Origin of the sequence: Pseudodesulfovibrio mercurii (genome assembly GCF_000189295.2) — a bacterium.
GTDB lineage: Bacteria > Desulfobacterota > Desulfovibrionia > Desulfovibrionales > Desulfovibrionaceae > Pseudodesulfovibrio > Pseudodesulfovibrio mercurii.
Genome location: NC_016803.1, coordinates 436,585 through 454,451, shown reverse-complemented (window position 1 = coordinate 454,451; position 17,867 = coordinate 436,585). Strand labels below are relative to the sequence as shown.

Here is a 17,867-nt window from a genome sequence, read left to right as displayed (position 1 = left end):
TAATGAAAGTGTATCTGGCTGGCGGCGCGGTCCGCGATCTCCTGCTCGGCAGGCCCATCCACGACCGGGACTACCTGGTCATGGACGCCACCCGCGAGGAATTCCGCCGGGCCTTTCCCCAGGCCCGCGAGGTGGGCCGGACCTTCCCGGTCTTCCTGGTGGACAACATCGAGTTCTCCTTCCCCAGGGCGGACTCCCTGGATGAAGAGTTAAAAGCCAGAGACCTGACTGTCAATGCGCAACTGCTCGATGAACACGGCGAAGTCATCTTCCATCCCCAGGGGTTCGACGACCTCGAGGCGCGCATCCTGCGTCCGGCCTCAAGCCACTCCCTGGCCGACGACCCGCTCCGGGTCCTGCGCGCGGCCCGGTTCTCGGCCCAGCTGCCGGACTTCACGGCACACCAGGAGCTGATCGAGGCCATGCGCGCGGTGGGCCGCTGCGGAGGACTTGCGGCCGTGTCCGCCGACCGCGTGGTCCCGGAGCTGCGCAAGGCCCTGGAGAGCCCCCGGCCCGGCAACTTCCTGCGCCTCCTGGCCGAGGCGGACTGCCTGCTGCCGTGGTTCCCCGAGTTCGAGAAGGGGCGGACCATCCCGGCGGGTCCCCTGCCCTACCACCACAGCGACGTGCTGGCACACACCTGCCGGGTCATGGACGACCTGGCCGGGGACCCGGTGGCCGTCTGGATGGGCCTGACCCACGACCTCGGCAAGATCCTGACCCCCCGGGAACGGCTGCCCCGCCACTACGGCCACGACCTGGCGGGCGTGCCCCTGGCCGAAGGCGCCGCCCTGCGCCTGCGCATGCCCAACGAATACAAGAACGCGGGCATGAAGGCGGCCCGCTGGCACATGACCGCGGCCCGCTACGGCCAGCTGCGGCCCGGCACCCGCGTGGACCTGCTCATGGACCTGCACCTGTCCGGGACCCTGACCCCCCTGTTCGAACTCGTCCGGGCCGACCACGGCGAGCAATACGGCGACCGGGCCCGAAAGGAGCTGGCGGCCATCCTGCCCGTCCGGCTCGCGCCCGAGGACCGCAACCACGGGGCCGAGTCCGGCGAGAAGCTGCGCATGCTCCGTGCTCAGGTCCTGCGCGGCGGCCCGCCTGCGGGCGACGGTTTTGACAAATATTCCACAACCGACTAATAATGCGGCATCCTGCACAAGATAGGCGAAGATAACCGGCAACCACCCGCAATCCGTGGAGAATCAGCATGCGACTCGTGACCCGATCCGACTTCGACGGCCTGGCCTGCGCCACCCTGCTCAAACAGCTGAACATGATTGACGACTACCTGTTCGCCCACCCCAAGGATTTGCAGGACGGCCGGGTCGAGGTGACCGAAAACGACATCCTGGCCAACGTGCCCTTTGTCGAGGGATGCGGGCTGTGGTTCGATCACCACACCAGCGAGCGGGACCGCCTCGGGGAGATCGAGTTCGAGGGCGCGAGCATCCCCCTGCCGAGCTGCGCGCGGGTCGTCTACGAATACTACGGCGCGGACAAATTCCCGGCCGCCTACGGTGAGTTCATCAAGGCCGTGGACAAGGTGGATTCGGCGGACCTGACCACCGACGAGATCACGAATCCCGAAGCCTGGGTCCTGCTCGGCTTTCTCATGGACCCCCGGACCGGGCTCGGCCGCTACCGGGACTACCGCATCAGCAACTACCAGCTCATGCTCGACATGATCGAGTACTGCCGGACCAAGTCGGTCGAGGAGATCCTGGCCATCGGCGACGTCCGGGAACGGGCGGACAAGTATCTCAAGGACCGCGAGCCGTTCATCGACATGCTCAGGGACAACGCCACGGTGCACGGGGACGCGGTGGTCCTGGACCTGCGCCGCCAGGAGCCCATCTACTGCGGCAACCGGTTCATGGTCTACAGCCTGTTCCCGGAGTGCAACATCAGCGTCCGGATCATCTGGGGATTCAAGAAGCAGAACGTGGTCGTCACCGTGGGCCACTCCATCCTCAACCGCACCAGCCCGGTGGACGTGGGCGCGCTGATGCTCGCCCTGGGCGGCGGCGGGCACCGGGCCGTGGGCACCTGTCAGGTCACCGAGGCCCAGGTCCCGGCGACCCTGGAGACGATCCTGACCCGGATCGACGCCTCATAGGCGCGGCCTCACCGCCCCCGGAACCGGTCCATGGCCGCGCGGACCTCGTCCTTGCGTTCGGCGTAGACGCGTGCGCAGAACCGCTTCAGGGCGCTCCCGACCTCGTTCACGGGGGGCAGCTCCTCCACTTCGGGGAAACGGTACCCGTCGAGATCGATGGGCACGAAGCACATGTCGTTGTCGCGTCCGTCGCCCTTGTCCCCGTAGACCATGTCCCCGAGAATCTCCTCGCGCTCCATCTGCACGGGGTCCATGCTCTTGACCTCGCGCAGCATGGACGACATGGACCGGTCGTTGTTGGCCTTGTGGATCTTCTCGTTGATGATCCCGGCGATCTCCTCGAGCCGCTTGTAGTGCATGGTCACGCGCTTGCGGCCCGGCCGATTGGGATCGTTGTAGTACCGGCCGTTGAGATATTCGTGGATGGCGTCGTAGAGCCCCCGGTAGGCCGTCTCCACGCAGACCGCGTACCGTCCCTTGCCGGTCAGGGCGAAGGGCACGGCCTCGTGGACCAGGATTTCGGCCCCCTCGTCCGGCGGGATGCGCGCGGGATCAAGGCCCAGCTCGGCGCAGAAGGCATCGGCCGTGGCCTCGTCCAGGAGCAGGAGGCGCAGGGTCGCGGCCGCCCGGAACATCCGCTCGATCACGGGCAGCAGTTCCTCGACCATGCCGGCGAAGGCCTCCAGGGCGTAGTCCAGCTCCTTCCTGTTGCCGAAATAGCTCTCGGCCATGTCCGAGATGACGTCCATCTGCAACTGGTCGGCAAAATCACTGAGATCAGACACGATTCCTCCGCTTCAGGGCTTTTTTGCACCCACAAATCATATTTTCCCTCCAAATTACTTCATGGTCAATATATTTACATTGATTCAGGCGCTCAAACCCACTAAAGTGCCAGCGACCCATAAGCCAAGACCAGGAGCCGTTCATGCTACTCGACGAACACCACAGCAAACTCCTCTTCGACAAGGCCCGCATCCCCGTCCCGCAAGGCGCGGCGGTCTTCCCCGGTGAGGAAGACGACTTCGCACCCGACTATCCCCTGCCCTGGTTTCTCAAGGCCCAGGTCCTGTCCGGCGGACGGGGCAAGGCCGGAGGCATCCTGCGCATCGACGACCCCGCCGACTTTCCGGCCCGGGCCCGCAAGCTCTTCGGCCGCGACATCCGGGGCGAGGCGGTCCCCTACATCCGGGTGGAGCCGGGCGAGGCCATCGCCCGGGAATGCTACCTCTCCCTGACCGTGTCCCGCGAGCGGCGCTGCATCCTGCTCACCGCGGGCCGCAAGGGCGGCGTGGAGATAGAGAAGCTGGGGCAGGACAACCTCCTGGTCCAGCCCATCACCCTGCCCGGCGGCATGGCCCCCCACCAGGTCCGGGCGGCCTTCTTCCACCTCGGCCTCCCCAGGGAGCTGTTCAAGGATTTCAGCGAATTGTTGGACACCCTGTTCCGCTGCATGCTCGACAACGGGCTGCTTCTGGCCGAGATCAACCCCCTGATCGTCACCCCGGACGACCGGCTGGTGGCCCTGGACGGCAAGGTGGAGATGGACGACAACTTCGTGGACCTGCACCCCGAGGCCGGGGCCTACTACCGGCCCGAGCACGCCACCCCCGAGGAAAACATGGCCCGCGACGCCGGGCTCTCCTTTGTCCGGCTGCCCGGCTGGGTGGGGCTGATGGTCAACGGCGCGGGGCTGGCCATGGCCACCATGGACCTGCTCAATTTCTCCGGTCTGCCCGCCAGCAACTTCCTGGACCTGGGCGGCGGGGCCGACCAGAAACGCATGGAGACCGCCCTGGAGCTGCTCTTCGGCGACCACCGGGTCCAGGCGATCTTCATCAATCTCTTCGGCGGGATACTCTCCTGCGAAAAGGTCGCCCAGGCCATGAAGGGCGCACTCGGGGGACAGTCCCCGAAAAAACCCATCGTGGTCCGCATGTCCGGCAAGGACGCCCTTCAGGGCCTGGAGATCCTGCGCGAACTCAACGTGAACAACCTGCACATGGCCGGGGACATGCAGGCGGCCATCGCCATCCTGGACACCATCCGCCCGGCCCGGACCGAGCCCGTGGACTACCCCGCCCCGCCGGACATCCCCCTGGGCCCGCGCCCCCGGCCCACGGGCTGGAAAAGCGAGGCCGTCTTCCCCATCGACGCGGACACCCCCATCCTGGTCCAGGGCATCACCGGCCGCGAAGGCCAGCTGCACACCCGGCTCATGCAGGAGTACGGGGCCAACGTGGTGGCGGGCGTGACCCCGTTCAAGGGCGGCCAGGAAGTCCTCGGCGTGCCGGTCTACGACTCCATCGCCCAGGCCGCGCGTGCCCACGACATCGGGGCGTCCATCATCTTCGTGCCCCCGCGCATGGCCGCCGACGCCGTGGCCGAGGCCGTGCGCAACGAAATCCCCTGGACCGTGTGCATCACCGAGGGCATCACCCAGCACGACATGCTGGCCGCCTTCGAGCAGGCCAAGGGCTCGCCCACCCGGATCGTCGGCCCGAACACGCCGGGCGTCATCGTCCCCGGCCGGACCAAGATCGGGATCATGCCGACCATGCCCTTCATGCCCGGCCCCGTGGCCGTGCTCTCCCGCAGCGGCACCCTGACCTACGAGGTGGCCGACCGCCTGACCAGGGCCGGAATCGGCCAATCCCTGTGCGTGGGCATCGGCGGCGACCCGTTCATCGGGGTCGATTTCGTGGATATGTTCGAAATGATACGCAATCACGACGAAACCAGGGCCGTGGTCGTGCTTGGTGAAATCGGTGGACAGGCGGAGGAGAATCTGGCTGAATACGTCGTCCGCACGGGATTCGACAAACCGGTCATCTCGTTCATCGCCGGCCAGACCGCCCCCGCGGGCAAACGACTGGGCCACGCCGGAGCCATCCTGGCCAACGGCGGCGGCATCAAGGACAAGCTCGAAACCATGGGCAGGGCCGGATTCGCGGTCTGCCCCAGCCTGGAAGCCGTTGCCGAGACAACGGCCAGGGCGTTGAAATAAAAGAGGTTCACGTTGAAGGTTCTGTTACTCGACCTGGGCAAGATCATGCGCGGCGGCCAGCGCCAGGTCTATTATCTGGCGCGTGCCCTGCACCGTGCCGAGGGGTTCGACCCCCTGGTGGCCATACCCGGCGACTCCCCCCTCAAGCCCCTGCTCCTGACCGACGGCATACCCTTCACCGAACTGCCCTCGAACAGCGACTACAATCCGTTGAACATCCTGCGGGTGCTGAGCCTGGTCAAGTCCTTCAAACCGGACGTGGTCCACACCAACGACGCCAAGGGGGCCTCCCTGGGGGCCCTGGCCAAGAAGCTGCGCAACACCTTCCGGCTGGTCCATAGCCGCCGCGTGTCCTACAAGCTCAAGCCGGGCTGGAGCAAGAACAAGTACCTGCTCGGCGACGTCCTGGTGGCCGTCAGCCGCGAAATCCAGGAGGTCCTGGTGGGCTGCGGCGTGCCCGAGGAAAAGACCACGGTCATCCACAGCGGCATCGACCCGGCCATGTACACCGCCGAGCCGCGCCACCACCCGGTGCTGACCGTGGGCGCCGTGGGGGCCCTCAGCTCCCAGAAGGGCTTCGAGGTCCTTATCGAAGCGTTGGCTCATCTGCGCAAGTCCCCGGACATGCCCGACTGGCAGTGCATGATCGCGGGCGAAGGCCCCATGCAGCAGGACCTGAAGCGCCAGGCGGAAAAGCTGAACCTGGCGGACTCCATCCTCTTCCTGGGCTACCGCGACAGCCGCGAGGTCCTGCCCGAGATCGACGTCCTGACCGTCCCGTCCGTGGACGGCGAGGGCTCCAACGCGGTCATCAAGGAGGGCTGGGCCACCCGGACCCCGGTGATCACCTCGGACCTGCCCTCCAACCTCGAACTGGTCACCCACGAGCGCGACGGTCTGGTCTTCAAGAACCGCGACGCGGCCGACCTGGCGGCGTGCATCGTCCGCGTGGTCAACGACAAGGCCCTGAGCGACCGGCTGGTCGCGGGCGGCGCGGAATCGGTCCTCCGCTACACGGACAAGACCATGGCCGACCGCTACATGGCCCTGTACAAGGGCCTGCGGCACTGAGCGGACCGGGCGGGATGATCACGTCCCGCTCACCGGAATCACTTGAATTTTCCGTCCAGGATCAGGTGGGAGAGGTAGCCCAGCACAAAGGCGGCGTAGAACGGCGCGAAGTGCTGGACCAGCCCCTGCGTCTGCATGAAGAGGGGGATGACCAGGATGGGCAGCGGCACCAGGGCCATGGCCCACCAGGTGTGCGTCCAGCCCCGGTGCGTGCCCACGGCCGGGAGCATGGAGAAGAGCCCGAACCAGGCGGCCCAGACGTAGAGCCCCTTGATGATCAGCCCCAGGTCCACGAGCACGAAGACCGCGTAATAGAGGTTCTGGCCCTTGGAGTTGGTGTCCACGTCCGGAAAGAGCGCCCCGAGCAGGCAGAAACCGAGCAGTCCGGCGGCCTGGAGCGGGTCGAAGACCATCCAGCCCAGCAGGATCACCCCCACCAGCCCCATGACGCCGAAAAACAGCCCTCCGGCCAGGTGTCCCCTGTAATCAGGCATGCGAAGAAACGGAGCGCCGCATCCTAGACGCAGATGCTGCGCAGGACGAACTCCCTGGCTTCGGCGAACAGGCCGGGGATGTCGTAGGGCGTCAGGAACCGGGTGCGCACCGCGCCGACGATGACGCCGTAGACCATGAAGGCCGTCTGGGCCACGGGCAGTGCCTTGATGGAACCGTCCGCGATCCCCCGCCGCAGAATATCCTCTATGATGTAGATGAGATCCAGGAACTTGGCCGCGATCTTCTCGCGGTCCAGGTCCGGGTTGTCGTCGCTGAAGGGCGAACAACGGATGATCGTGGGAAAGGTCTTCTCATGCTCGATGGTGAAGTCCAGGTAGGCCCGGACAAAGGTGCCCATGGCCTCGCAGCCGGTGCTCGTCCCGTCCGTGGCCTGGTGCAGCGCGCCGACCATGTCGTTGATCAGCTCCGCCCCGGCCTCCATGAACAGATTTTCCTTGGAATCGTAGTAGTGAAAGACCAGGCCCGAGGCCACGCCGGCCTGCTCGGCGACCATTTTCATGGTCGTGCCCGCATAGCCGCAACGGGCGAACAGTTCCTGGGCTGCCAGCAGGATTCCTTCCTTCTTCGTCATTCGGCACTCCCTGTCGATCGCTTTTCCTTAAGAAATGAATGCCATTGATTAGTACGTCAATCCGGTTTGTTCAAGGGCTAATTCCGTCCCGGATCGGCAAAAAAAAGGGGGCGGTGGCCGAAGCCGCCGCCCCCAATGGATGCGCAGGGATGGGCTACATCACGTCGGACGTCTGCAACTCCTCGATCTGCTTGTCGATTTCCTGTTGCAAACGGTCGGGCAGCCCCATGATGTCGGTGTTCAGGAAGCCGCGCACGATGGTCGAGGTGGCCTCGTCCTCGTCCATGCCGCGGGCCATGAGATACTCGATCTCCTCCTGGGCGATCTTGCCCACCGAGGCCTCGTGGGAGAGCTCCACGCCCTCCACGGTGCCGTCCAGCTCGGGGATGGCCCAGATGCGGCCGCCGCCGAGGATCAGCCCCTGACATTCCAGGTGGCCCTTGCTCGGCACGTTGTGGGCGGCGATGTGCCCCCGGCTGATGATGGTCCCGCCCGAGGCGATGGTCCGGGCGATGATCTCGCACCGGGTGTTCGGGGCGTTCATGATCACGCGGTTGCCCATGTCCAGGAGCGAGCCTTCGGTGGCCACCACTACGGAGTTGAAGCGGGCCACGGCGTCCGCACCGTCCAGGGTGATGGAGGGGTACATCTGCAGGTCCTTGACCGGCTTGAGCAGCACGTAGTTGTTCAGGAACTTGCCGCCCTCCTCCACCTTGCCCGCCGAACGCGGCCGCACGGCCACGGCGTCGGACCAGTTGTGGACCATGGTGAAGGTCAGGGAGGCGTTTTTCCCGACGAAAAACTCGGAGATGCCCAGGTGCGCGCCGTGCCGCGTGCCGTGGGCCACGGAACAGCCGGTGATGATGTGCGCCTCGGCCCCCTCCTCGATGATCACGAGGTTGTGGACGTTCTGGCCCACGTTCTCGGACTTGAGCATGAGACAGGACTGGATCGGGTCCTTGATCTTGGCCCCGGCCTTGACCCGGATGAAGTAGCCGCCGTGCAGGTTGTCGTAGGCGGACCGGGTGAACTCGTCCTTGTCCTTGTCCACCAGGGTCCAGAAGTACTCCTTGAGGCCGTCGTACTTCTTGAGGGCATCCTTGATGTCCATGATCTCAACGTTCTCGTCCCGGGACTGGCAATGGACCGCGGACTGGTCCATCTGCAGGTAGGAGGCGGAACGGGTGGACAGGTCCGAAACCACGCCCGCCATGAGGAGCTGGTCCTTGTCCGCGTCGGACAGGGCGTTCAGATCGGCGATGGCCTCCTGCTTGAGGCCGTCAAACTTGAAATCCTTCAGATCGACTTTGCTCATATCAATTCTCCCGTGCCGACGGCTAGTTCATGCAGCGGACACATTCCTGGTAGCCGTGCTCCCGAATGTGGTCCAGAATGTCGCGGGGGCGGCCTTCGCAGCACAGATGGCCCTGGTACAGGACCTGGCCCCGGTCGGCGTTCACGTAGTCGAGGATGTACCCGGTGTGGGTGATGATCAGCCCGGAGGTCTTGACCCGCTCCTTGCGCTCCTTGAGGCTCAGGTCCGGGGCCACGCTGAACTTGCCGTCCAGGACGTCGCGGGCGACCTTGCCGACGAGCTGCATGTTCTCCATGTCCACGCCGGACTCGGGCTCGTCGAAGAGCACCAGGTCGGGTTGCTGGGCCATGAGCTGGAGCAGTTCCGAACGCTTGATCTCGCCGCCGGAAAAACCCGCGTTGATGTCGCGGTCGAGGAAATCGCCCATGTTCACGATCTCGGCCAGCAGGTCGGCGTTGACGTGGCCCTTGCGCGAGCACATCTGCACCAGGTGGCGGGTGCGCAGGCCGTGGATGGTCGGCGGACGCTGGAAGGACATGCCCATGCCCAGGCGGGCGCGCTCGTACATGGGCGCGTTGGTGATGTCCCGGCCCTGGAAGGTTATTTTGCCCCTGGTCACCTCATAGCCGGAAAAGCCCATCAGGGTCATGAGCAGGGAGGTCTTGCCGGAGCCGTTGGGTCCGAACAGGATGAAGGTCTCCCCGTCATTTATCTCGAGATCGATCCCTCGCAGGACCTCTTTGTCGCCGATGTTGACATGCAAGTCTTCAATGGTCAGCATGTGTTTCCTCGCTTTGAATGATGTGCAACAGGCTCATTACTCAAGCACGTCGCGGAAGTCCAGCGATAGCTTCGCCGGATGGCACCAGCCGCCAACCCACGCGGGTTTCAATATACTCGGTTCGACCAAAGGCAGGTACATGATGGCCAAAAAACGCATGAACGACCTTGGCGATCTCAAGCAGATCAAGTTCAAGAAGGAAAAAGAGGACGTCTATTCACTTCCGTACGAGAAAAATGCGGCCCCAAAGGAAAATGTCAACCCCGAGGAGGACTCGTATGACGAGGAAATGTTCATGGCCGCCATGCACGGGGTGAAGCCCATGGACGGCCAGGGCGGCCGCAAGGTGCCCCCTGCCGTGCAGACGGGGCCGAACCGGGCGCTCTCGCCCGAGGAGGAGGCCGGAAACGACCTGGCCCGCTTCATGCGCGGGGACATCGAGTTCGAGCTCGAATACACGGACGAGTTCATGTACGGCTACGTGCGCGGCCTGGACATCAAGATATTCCAGCGGCTCAAGGCCGGTTCCCTGAGCGTGGCCGGGCACCTGGACCTGCACGGCATGACCTCGGACCAGGCGCGGGACTCCCTGCTCTTCTTCATCCGCGAATCCTATCTCCAGGGGCACCGCTGCGTGCTGGTGGTCACCGGCCGGGGCAAGAACTCGCCGGGCGGCCAGCCCATCCTGCGCTCCGAGGCCGAGGCCTGGCTGACCAAGGAGCCGCTTCGGCGCGTGGTCCTGGCCTTCTGCACGGCCCAACCCAAGCACGGCGGCGCGGGCGCCCTCTACGTCCTGCTGCGCAAGCAGAAGAAGACCGAAGGCAAGGTCCGCTGGGACAAGATGATGAACTGGGAGGAATAGCCGAAAACCGGCCCGGACGAAAAACCCCCGCCCTTCCGGACGGGGGTTTTTGTTGCGGTTCTACGCCTGGGCCTGTGCGGCGGCCTCTTCCGGTGCCGGGGCCCGGTCGGCTCCGCCCAGTCCGGCCATGTCCTTGGCGATGGCCAGCTCCTCGGCGGAGAAGATCTTGTTGATGTCGATGATGATGATGAACTGCTCGTTCTGGCGGCCCATGCCCTTGATGTACTCGGCGTTGATGGCCGCGCCCATCTTCGGGGCCGGCTCGATGGTGTCCGGGGTCATCTCGAAGACCTCGCGCACCGAATCGACCAGCGCTCCCATGACCGTGAACTCGCCCTCGTACTCGATCTCCACGATGATGATGCAGGTATCCACCGTGTCCTCGCCCTTGGACATGCCCAGCTTGAGGCGCATGTCCACCACGGGCACGGCGTGCCCGCGCAGGTTGATGACCCCGCGCATGAATTTGGGCGTCCTCGGAATCTTGGTGATGGAGGTCAGCTCCAGGACCTCGCGGACGGTGCCGATGTCCAGGGCGAAGATCTCCTTGCCCAGCGTGAAGGTCAAAAACTGATTGATGTCTTTCAGCGCTTCATCAGCCATGCCCAACCCCCTGATTGCTTGTTCATTCCTGAAATTGATGACCCGGTTCTGCCCGCGCCCGGCGGGGCCGGCGACGTTCCCGGGAGTTATCCAACGTTTCAGCTACCCTGTTATACACGCCCGAAGGGAAATGCCATTATAAATGTCCCCTGCCCGCCAGCTTGCACAAGGCGGGAGCCCACGGCAATCGTCAAAAAATACACCAAGTTGACATTTTTTCCGAAAAAACCGTTGACAACAAACCCGTGCACGGCTAGTTACTCACTTCGCGTCGGGATGTAGCGCAGTCTGGGAGCGCACTTGAATGGGGTTCAAGGGGTCGGAGGTTCAAATCCTCTCATCCCGACCAAACGATGAAACACCCCGCTGGGCCGAGAAAATCGGCCCGGCATTTCATCGAAAACAGCTGGAACGCTGCTGTAGCTCAATCGGTAGAGCGCATCCTTGGTAAGGATGAGGTAGACGGTTCAATCCCGTCCAGCAGCTCCATATATCAAAAAAAAACGCCCTTCTCTCGAAGGGCGTTTTTTATTGCGTGACAACAGGACCCGGCTTATCCGCTCCTACCCGCTTCCGTCCACAATGGTCCCGGTAGTCCGGGCCACGAGGTCGGCCAGGAGCTGTTCCAGGGAATAGTCCGGGTCCGAGGGCTTGCGCAGCTGGGCGGCCTGGTCCAGGAGCTGGGCCTGGCTCTCGAGGCTGAGCTGCTGCGACTGGAGGCTATCCTCCTTGCCCTCGTACACGTTCAGGATGGCGGACATCTCGCTTTGCAGGGACTGGACGTAGCCGAGCTGGGTCGCCCTGGTGCCGGAGTCCCCGAGGTCCGCGCCGTCGAGGTCGGTCCAGGCCACGCCGCTGGACGGGGTGTCCACGGAGTGGAAGGTGATGTTGAACCCGCCGTCCTTGCTCGACTGGATGTAGACGTTGCCGTCGGCGTCGATCTGGTCCGTGCCCCATTGGGAGGAGTCGAGCAGCGCGATGCCGTTGAAGTCGGAATTGGAGATGGCCCCGGTGATCTTGTCCCGCAGGGCGTCGAAGTCGCTCTGGACCACGGCGCTCGTGCCGTCCAGCTCGCCGGAGTTGATCTGGTCGATCATGTCCTCCATGTCGTTCAGGGCATCCACGATGGTGGCCATGTCGGTCCGGGCCACGCCCATCATGGATGCGGCCTCGCCCACGTTGTTTGAGGCCTGACGCACGGCGGCCGCGTCGCCGCGCAACTGGCCGCTGATGGCCTCCTCGAAGGGATTGGTGAAGGTGGCCGCCCGGACCGGCCCGCCTAGGATCAGGCTGCGCAGGTCCCGGCCCACGGCCGACGAGCCGAACAGCTGGTTGGTCAGCATATCCTGCTGCAACAGCTGAAACGAGTAGTCGTAGAGCAAGCTCTTCTCGATGTCGGTCAGGGCCATGCCGTCTCCCGGAGGTTACAATGCACCGAGAACGTTATCGGCGGTCCGGCCCGGAACTTTAGGGGGCATGAACGCTCTTGTTCCACGCCCTGCGCCCCCCCTTCCCGGCTCCCCCTTCCGGCTGCGCCCACCCGCCGCACGCCCCGCCGCAGGCCCCGCCGCACGCCCCAAAAAACGGACATATACAACTGACTCCCTTTTCGCCGGGTGGAATCCGCGTAGCGATGAAAAGTTGCGCCGCAGGCGCAGAAGAGGGATGCAAGGGCGCGAGTCCTTGCTCGCCGGAGGCGAAATCATCCGACTTGCGCCGCGAAGCGGCTTTCAACGTCTGTTTTTTCCCGTCAGGGACGTAACGGGACAGTCCCCCAAAAGAAAAGGCCGGCGCGAGCCGGCCTCGGAGAGAGGAAGGTTCCCCTCGGAAGGGGCTTATTGAACGAATTCGGCCATCTTGGCGAAGACGGGGTGGCCGCTGTCGTAGCGCTCGACCAGAAGCACGTCCTCAAGCTTGTCCACCTGCTTGATCATCTGGTCCAACCGGTCGTCGGCGTTGACCAGCAGCCATATCTTGCTGGTCCCGCCGCCGTTGACCGGCATGCAGGCGATGCCCTCGACGTTGTAGGCCCGGCGGGCGAACAGGCCGCAGATGTGGGACATGACGCCGGGATGGTTGTTCACCGACAGTTCGATGACGGTCTGCTTACACATGGCTCTCACCTCCGATCATTTGGGAATTGGCCGCACCGGGGGCCACCATGGGATACACGGGTTCGTCCGGGCTGACGGGCACGTGGATGAGCGCCGGGCCAGGCTCGGCCAGGGCCTGGGCCAGGGTCCCTTCGGGATCGGCGCAGTTGCCCAGGTCATAGGTTTTGATCCCGAAGCCGTCGGCGATCTTTATGAAGTCCACACACTTGCAGTAGTCGGACGCCACGTAGCGCTTGCCGTAGAAGAGATCCTGCTGCTGGCGGACCAGCCCCAGGGCGTTGTTGTTGGTCAGGATGATCTTGACCGGGATGTCGTATTCCATGGCCGTGGCCAGGTCCTGGATGTTCATCATGATCGAGCCGTCGCCGGAAAAACAGATGACCGGCTTGTCCGGGGCGGCCAGAGCCGCGCCCAGGGCCGCGGGCATGCCGAAGCCCATGGTCCCGAGACCGCCGGAGGTCAGCCAGTGGCGCGGGTGGCTGAAGGGATAGACCTGGGCGGTACGCATCTGGTGCTGGCCCACGTCGGTGCAGACGATGGCCTGGTCCCCGGCCAGTTCGGCGGCCTTGAGGATGACGCCGTAGGCCGAGGCGGGATCGTCCGCGCCGGGCACGATCATGGGGTGGGCCGCCTTCAGGGCCGTGATCCGGCTGTTCCACTCGGTCCGGTTCCTGCGCTCGACGTGCGGCAGGATGGCCGCCAGCACGTCGGCCACGTCGCCCCGCACCGTGGCGTGGGCGGTCTTGATCTTGTCCAGTTCGCTCGGATCGATGTCCATGTGGATGATCTTGGCCTGCGGGCAGAACTCCGAGACCTTGCCCGTGGCCCGGTCGTCGAAGCGCACGCCCACGGCGATGAGCAGGTCGCATTCCTCCAGGGCCAGGTTGGTGTAGCGCGCCGCGTGCATGCCGAGCATGCCCAGGTTCAGCGGGTGGCCCGAGGGGATGGTCCCCAACCCCATGAGGGTCATGACCGCCGGGATGGCCCCCTTCTCGGCCACGGCCAGGGCCTGGGCCGCGGAGTCGGACTGGATCACGCCGCCGCCCAGGTAGAGCACGGGCCGCTCGGCCCGGTTGATCATGGCCGCCGCGTGCTCGATCTCGCCGTGGAACAGCTCGGGCGTGGCGTCGGGCGCGCCGGGTTCGGGCCACTCGTCGAACTCCACCTCGGCCATCTGCACGTCCTTGGGCACGTCGATGACCACCGGGCCGGGACGGCCGCTGGCGGCGATACGGAAGGCGTCCGGGATGACCTTGAGCAGGTCCTCGGCGGACCGGACCAGGAAATTGTGCTTGGTGATGGGCACGGACAGGCCGTAGGTGTCCACCTCCTGGAACGCGTCGGTCCCGATCATGGACAGGGGCACCTGGCCGGTGATGCAGATGATCGGGATGGAGTCGAGCTTGGCGTCGGCGATGGCCGTCAGGGTGTTGGTCGCGCCCGGCCCCGAGGTGGCGAAGAAGACCGCCGGTTTGCCCGTGACCCGGGCCATGCCCTGGGCGATGAACCCGGCCCCCTGCTCGTGCCGGGTCAGGATGTGCTTGATGTTCCCGCTCTTGCCCATGGCGTCGTAGAGCGGCAGATTCGCCCCGCCCGGAATGCCGGCAATGGTCCGCACACCCTGCCGTTCCAGCAATTTGATGATTATTTCCGCACCTGACATTTTCATTTGAGCCTCCTGTGGGCCCCGTCTCCGGTGGGAAGTAACGAAAAACCCCCACCGGTTCGCACCGACGGGGGTTTGTGAAATTCGAATGTACCTATCCCGCTATGGCGCGTCCCTATGAACACGACCTACTACTACGTCCACGACGACGCATACGACAGCCTGGGATAGGCTGGCGGGAGCGAGAGTAAGGGTATTGGTGACGCGCAACATGGAAAGTTCCTTTTGTCCTTTGAAATTTTGATTAGTCCGGCCAAATCGAAAGGTCAAGCACTTTTCCGAAAGAAACCGACAGGTTCACTCGCAGATATACGTTACATGCTTGAATTACAGGAAATTTAGTAAGCCAAAAGACCACGCCCGGCTCATGAGGCGGGCCGCAGCGGCCGCCGTCGCGCCCGAAGGCCCCCCCCGCCCGCCGGGAATAATCGCCCGAGGCGTGATCGGAGCGGTCCGGGAACGCCCGCAGGCCACGCGATCACGCGTGATCGGACCGGACTAGAGCCGGTCCACGACGAGCCACAGAGCCGCGGCCCCGACGAACATGCGGACCACATGGCCGACGTTGAAGTGGTAGCCCCAGTTGATGGAGAACATGAGCACCACGGCGAGGGCGAAGCCCGCCAGGATGCATTTTCGCCAGATATTCAGTCTCAACAGATTCATGCATGCCTCGAAAAGGGGTTGCGACGAATCGCAACCCCTTTGTTGTCGTCAACGGGCCCGCCCTACTTCTTGGCGGGCTTGTCCTTGGCCGCTTTTTTGGCGGCGGGCTTCTTCTTTTCGTCCTGGTCCTTGCCGAAGGCGGCCAGCTTGTCGGCCAGGTCGCGCAGCTTGTCGTCCACCAACCGGTTGATGGTCTTGGCCGGATACTTGCCGCCCGCGCCGCGCACGCCCGCCTTCATGCCGGTCAGGAGCTCGATGCCCTCGTCGATGGTCTTCACGGCCCAGATGTGGAACGTGCCCGCCTTGACCGCCTCGATGACCTCGTCGCGAAGCATCAGATCCTTGACGTTGGGGTGCGGGATCATGACGCCCTGACGGCCGGTCAGGCCCGCGTGCTTGCAGCACAGAAAGAACCCCTCGATCTTCTGGTTCACCCCGCCGATGGGCTGGACCTCGCCGTACTGGTTCACGGAACCCGTGACCGCGATGTACTGGCGGATGGGTACCCCGGACAGGCTCGACAACAGGGCGTACAGCTCCGTGGACGAGGCCGAGTCGCCGTCGATGCCGCCGTAGGACTGCTCGAAGGCGATGCTGGCCGCCAGGGACAGGGGCTTGTCCTGGGCGAACCGGCTGCGCAGGAAGCCGGACAGGATGAGCATGCCCTTGTTGTGCGTCGGGCCGGACATGTCCGCCTCGCGCTCGATATTGATGATCCCCTCCTTGCCCAGCGACGTAACCGCCGTGATTCTTGAGGGTTTTCCGAACATATAGTCGCCTAAGGAATACACGGCCAGGCCGTTGACCTGGCCAGCGACCTCGCCGTCCGTGTCCACGAACAGGCTGCCCCGGTCGATCATCTCCTGGATGCGCTCCTCCACCTGGTTGGAGCGGTAGATTTTGGCCTCCACGGCCTCGCGCACGTGCTCGCCCGAGACCGCCTCGGCCCCGGCCTGGCCCGCGAAGTAGTCGGCCTCGGAAAGGAGGTCGTCCAGTCCGGGGAAGGCCGTGGTGATCTTCTCCTGGCGGCCCGCCCAGCGGACGCCCTCCTCCAGGATGGCGGCCACGCCGCTGCGGTCGAAGGGCTTGAGCCCGTTGCGGTCCACCTCGCCGCGCACGAACCGGGCCACCTGGAGCATGGAGTCGTCGGTCAGGTCCATGCTCGACTCGTAGTCGGCCCGGACCTTGAATATCTTGGGCACGTCCTCGTCGTAGTTGCGTAGCAACGCGTAGAGGTACGGGCTGCCGAGCACGACCACCTTGACGGCCATGTCGATGGGCTCGGGCTTGAGGCCCGTGGCGCTGATAAAGTAGTACGGATCGAAGGTCTCGATCTCGATCTTTTCGGTCTTGAGCGCCCGCTTCAGGGTCTGCCACACGCCGGGCTCCATGATGGCGTCCATCAGGTTGATGACCAGGTAGCCGCCGTTGGCCTTGACGAAGGAGCCCGCCTTGATCTTGGTGTAGTCCGTGTGCCAGCCGCCCATGCGGTCCATGACCCGCTCGATGGAGCCGAACAGGTTGCGGTAGGTGGGATAGGATTCCACGATGACCGGCGGCCCCTGGGTCTCGGCGTTGTCCACCAGCAGGTTGACCTGGTACGGCTGGAAGACCATCTCGGCGGACGGGCCGGGCATGACCATGCCGGGGATCGGGCCGGGGTGGCCCGGACCGCCCAGGGCTTTGATGGAGTCCAGGTCCTCGACCATGCTGTCGAGCACGGACTCCAGGTATTTCTCCACCCGCTCGTCGGCGTAGGCCTCGCGCACGGGCTTGAGGAACTCCTGGGCCAGGGCCAGAAACATGAGCCGGTCCACCTCGCGGTGCTTCTCCCCGACCTCCTTCTGCAACTCCTTGAGTTCCTGGACGATGTGGTCGATCTCCTCCTTGAGCTCCAGCCGCTTGTCACGCAGCTTCTCGAACTCCTCGCGGGGGAAGCGGCCCTTGTCCACCAGCTCCTCCAATTCGATCATGCGCTTGGGCTCGCCGTCCACCAGCGGGACCACGTCCGGCCGCTGGATGGGGCCCATCTGCATGCGCACGACCACCAGGCCGGTGTCTTTGACCTGGTCCTCGATGGCCTTGTAGAAGCCCATGACCTTTTTCTCGTGGGCCTCGGCGATCTCGTTCTTGCGGGCGATGTACTCCTCGCTCTCGAAGAGCTGAGGGACCTCGCGCTTGATGTCGTCCAGAAACTTCTGCATGTCCTTCTTGAAGCGGTCGCCCTGCCCCGGCTCGAAGCGGAGCAGGATGGGCGCCTCGGGATGCTTGAAGTTGTTCACGTAGCAGAGGTCGCTGGGGGTCGGGCGGCCGTTGCCCATCTCGCCCAGGAGCTTGCGCACCGTGGACAGCCTCCCCAGGCCGGGCTGGCCCGTGACGAAAATATTGTAGCCCTTCTTGACCATGCCCATGCCGAAGCGGAAGGCCTCCACGCCGCGCTTCTGGCCGATGATGTCCTTCTGGGGCTCCAGGTCGTCCGTGGTCCCGATGGACAGCTGGTCGGGGCCCGGAGTCCACTTGAGCTTCTCGACGGGTACTTCGAATGTCGTGCTTTTCTTGGCCATGAGTCC

16 protein-coding genes and 2 tRNA genes are annotated in these 17,867 nt (G+C 64.5%); 7 read left to right on the top strand and 11 right to left on the bottom strand.

What is annotated here, in order from left to right; all coding sequences use genetic code 11:
• The first annotated feature begins 2 nt into the window (after positions 1–2).
• Together DND132_RS02115 and DND132_RS02110 are read left to right on the top strand one after the other, a co-directional pair.
• Entirely contained in the window at positions 3–1,148 is a 1,146-nt protein-coding gene (locus tag DND132_RS02115) for a tRNA nucleotidyltransferase/poly(A) polymerase-related protein (RefSeq protein WP_014321058.1), read from the top strand.
• 68 nt (positions 1,149–1,216) lie between these two features.
• Positions 1,217–2,125, top strand: coding sequence for an exopolyphosphatase (locus tag DND132_RS02110; RefSeq protein ID WP_014321057.1), 909 nt, complete (start codon positions 1,217–1,219; stop codon positions 2,123–2,125).
• An 8-nt stretch (positions 2,126–2,133) separates the two neighbouring features.
• Here the strand turns inward: DND132_RS02110 and DND132_RS02105 are convergent, their stop codons facing one another.
• Entirely contained in the window at positions 2,134–2,910 is a 777-nt protein-coding gene (locus DND132_RS02105) for a hypothetical protein (RefSeq protein WP_014321056.1), read from the bottom strand.
• Between the two features lie 143 nt (positions 2,911–3,053).
• Here DND132_RS02105 and sucD point away from each other — a divergent pair, with 143 nt between their 5' ends.
• Both sucD and DND132_RS02095 read left to right on the top strand, forming a co-directional pair.
• A complete protein-coding gene (gene sucD / locus DND132_RS02100) occupies positions 3,054–5,132 on the top strand; it encodes a succinate--CoA ligase subunit alpha (RefSeq protein WP_014321055.1) in 2,079 nt (692 codons plus the stop codon).
• Between the two features lie 12 nt (positions 5,133–5,144).
• The gene (locus DND132_RS02095; protein ID WP_014321054.1) at positions 5,145–6,203 is read left to right on the top strand and encodes a glycosyltransferase family 4 protein; all 1,059 of its coding nucleotides are present in this window, start codon (positions 5,145–5,147) and stop codon (positions 6,201–6,203) included.
• Positions 6,204–6,241: 38 nt separating this feature from the next.
• Here the strand turns inward: DND132_RS02095 and DND132_RS02090 are convergent, their stop codons facing one another.
• The 4 genes from DND132_RS02090 to DND132_RS02075 all read right to left on the bottom strand — a co-directional run bounded on the left by DND132_RS02090 (position 6,242) and on the right by DND132_RS02075 (position 9,386).
• Positions 6,242–6,697 carry a metal-dependent hydrolase gene (locus DND132_RS02090; protein WP_014321053.1) on the bottom strand — a complete coding sequence of 152 codons (456 nt, stop codon included), beginning with the start codon at positions 6,695–6,697 and terminating at the stop codon, positions 6,242–6,244.
• Between the two features lie 23 nt (positions 6,698–6,720).
• Positions 6,721–7,290 (bottom strand): TetR/AcrR family transcriptional regulator, encoded by a 570-nt coding sequence (locus DND132_RS02085; protein ID WP_014321052.1) that lies wholly within the window; start codon positions 7,288–7,290, stop codon positions 6,721–6,723.
• 154 nt (positions 7,291–7,444) lie between these two features.
• The gene (locus tag DND132_RS02080) at positions 7,445–8,605 is read right to left on the bottom strand and encodes a SufB/SufD family protein (protein WP_014321051.1); all 1,161 of its coding nucleotides are present in this window, start codon (positions 8,603–8,605) and stop codon (positions 7,445–7,447) included.
• 22 nt (positions 8,606–8,627) lie between these two features.
• Positions 8,628–9,386: an ABC transporter ATP-binding protein gene (locus DND132_RS02075; protein ID WP_014321050.1), complete on the bottom strand. Its 759-nt coding sequence runs from the start codon at positions 9,384–9,386 to the stop codon at positions 8,628–8,630.
• Between the two features lie 139 nt (positions 9,387–9,525).
• Between DND132_RS02075 and DND132_RS02070 the strand changes: the two genes are divergently transcribed.
• Positions 9,526–10,248, top strand: a complete 723-nt coding sequence (locus DND132_RS02070) for a Smr/MutS family protein (RefSeq protein WP_014321049.1) — start codon at positions 9,526–9,528, stop codon at positions 10,246–10,248.
• Between the two features lie 60 nt (positions 10,249–10,308).
• On the opposite strand, the gene DND132_RS02065 is transcribed toward DND132_RS02070, so the two are convergent.
• Positions 10,309–10,851 (bottom strand): chemotaxis protein CheW, encoded by a 543-nt coding sequence (locus tag DND132_RS02065; RefSeq protein ID WP_014321048.1) that lies wholly within the window; start codon positions 10,849–10,851, stop codon positions 10,309–10,311.
• A 272-nt stretch (positions 10,852–11,123) separates the two neighbouring features.
• Here DND132_RS02065 and DND132_RS02060 point away from each other — a divergent pair.
• Together DND132_RS02060 and DND132_RS02055 are read left to right on the top strand one after the other, a co-directional pair.
• Positions 11,124–11,200 (top strand) — tRNA-Pro (locus tag DND132_RS02060).
• A gap of 64 nt (positions 11,201–11,264) precedes the next feature.
• Positions 11,265–11,340, top strand: a tRNA-Thr gene (locus DND132_RS02055).
• A 74-nt stretch (positions 11,341–11,414) separates the two neighbouring features.
• On the opposite strand, the gene DND132_RS02050 is transcribed toward DND132_RS02055, so the two are convergent.
• The 5 genes from DND132_RS02050 to DND132_RS02035 all read right to left on the bottom strand — a co-directional run bounded on the left by DND132_RS02050 (position 11,415) and on the right by DND132_RS02035 (position 17,861).
• Positions 11,415–12,260, bottom strand: coding sequence for a flagellin (locus DND132_RS02050; RefSeq protein WP_014321047.1), 846 nt, complete (start codon positions 12,258–12,260; stop codon positions 11,415–11,417).
• 426 nt (positions 12,261–12,686) lie between these two features.
• Complete coding sequence (gene ilvN / locus DND132_RS02045) at positions 12,687–12,965, bottom strand: acetolactate synthase small subunit (RefSeq protein ID WP_014321046.1); 279 nt, start codon at positions 12,963–12,965, stop codon at positions 12,687–12,689.
• Positions 12,958–14,634 carry an acetolactate synthase large subunit gene (ilvB, locus tag DND132_RS02040; protein WP_014321045.1) on the bottom strand — a complete coding sequence of 559 codons (1,677 nt, stop codon included), beginning with the start codon at positions 14,632–14,634 and terminating at the stop codon, positions 12,958–12,960. Before ilvB ends, ilvN begins: the two co-directional genes overlap by 8 nt.
• A 495-nt stretch (positions 14,635–15,129) precedes the next feature.
• Positions 15,130–15,297: a hypothetical protein gene (locus tag DND132_RS18415; RefSeq protein WP_014321044.1), complete on the bottom strand. Its 168-nt coding sequence runs from the start codon at positions 15,295–15,297 to the stop codon at positions 15,130–15,132.
• 62 nt (positions 15,298–15,359) lie between these two features.
• On the bottom strand, positions 15,360–17,861 hold the full coding sequence (locus DND132_RS02035) for a Lon protease family protein (RefSeq protein WP_014321043.1): 2,502 nt from the start codon (positions 17,859–17,861) through the stop codon (positions 15,360–15,362).
• Positions 17,862–17,867 lie beyond the last annotated feature (6 nt).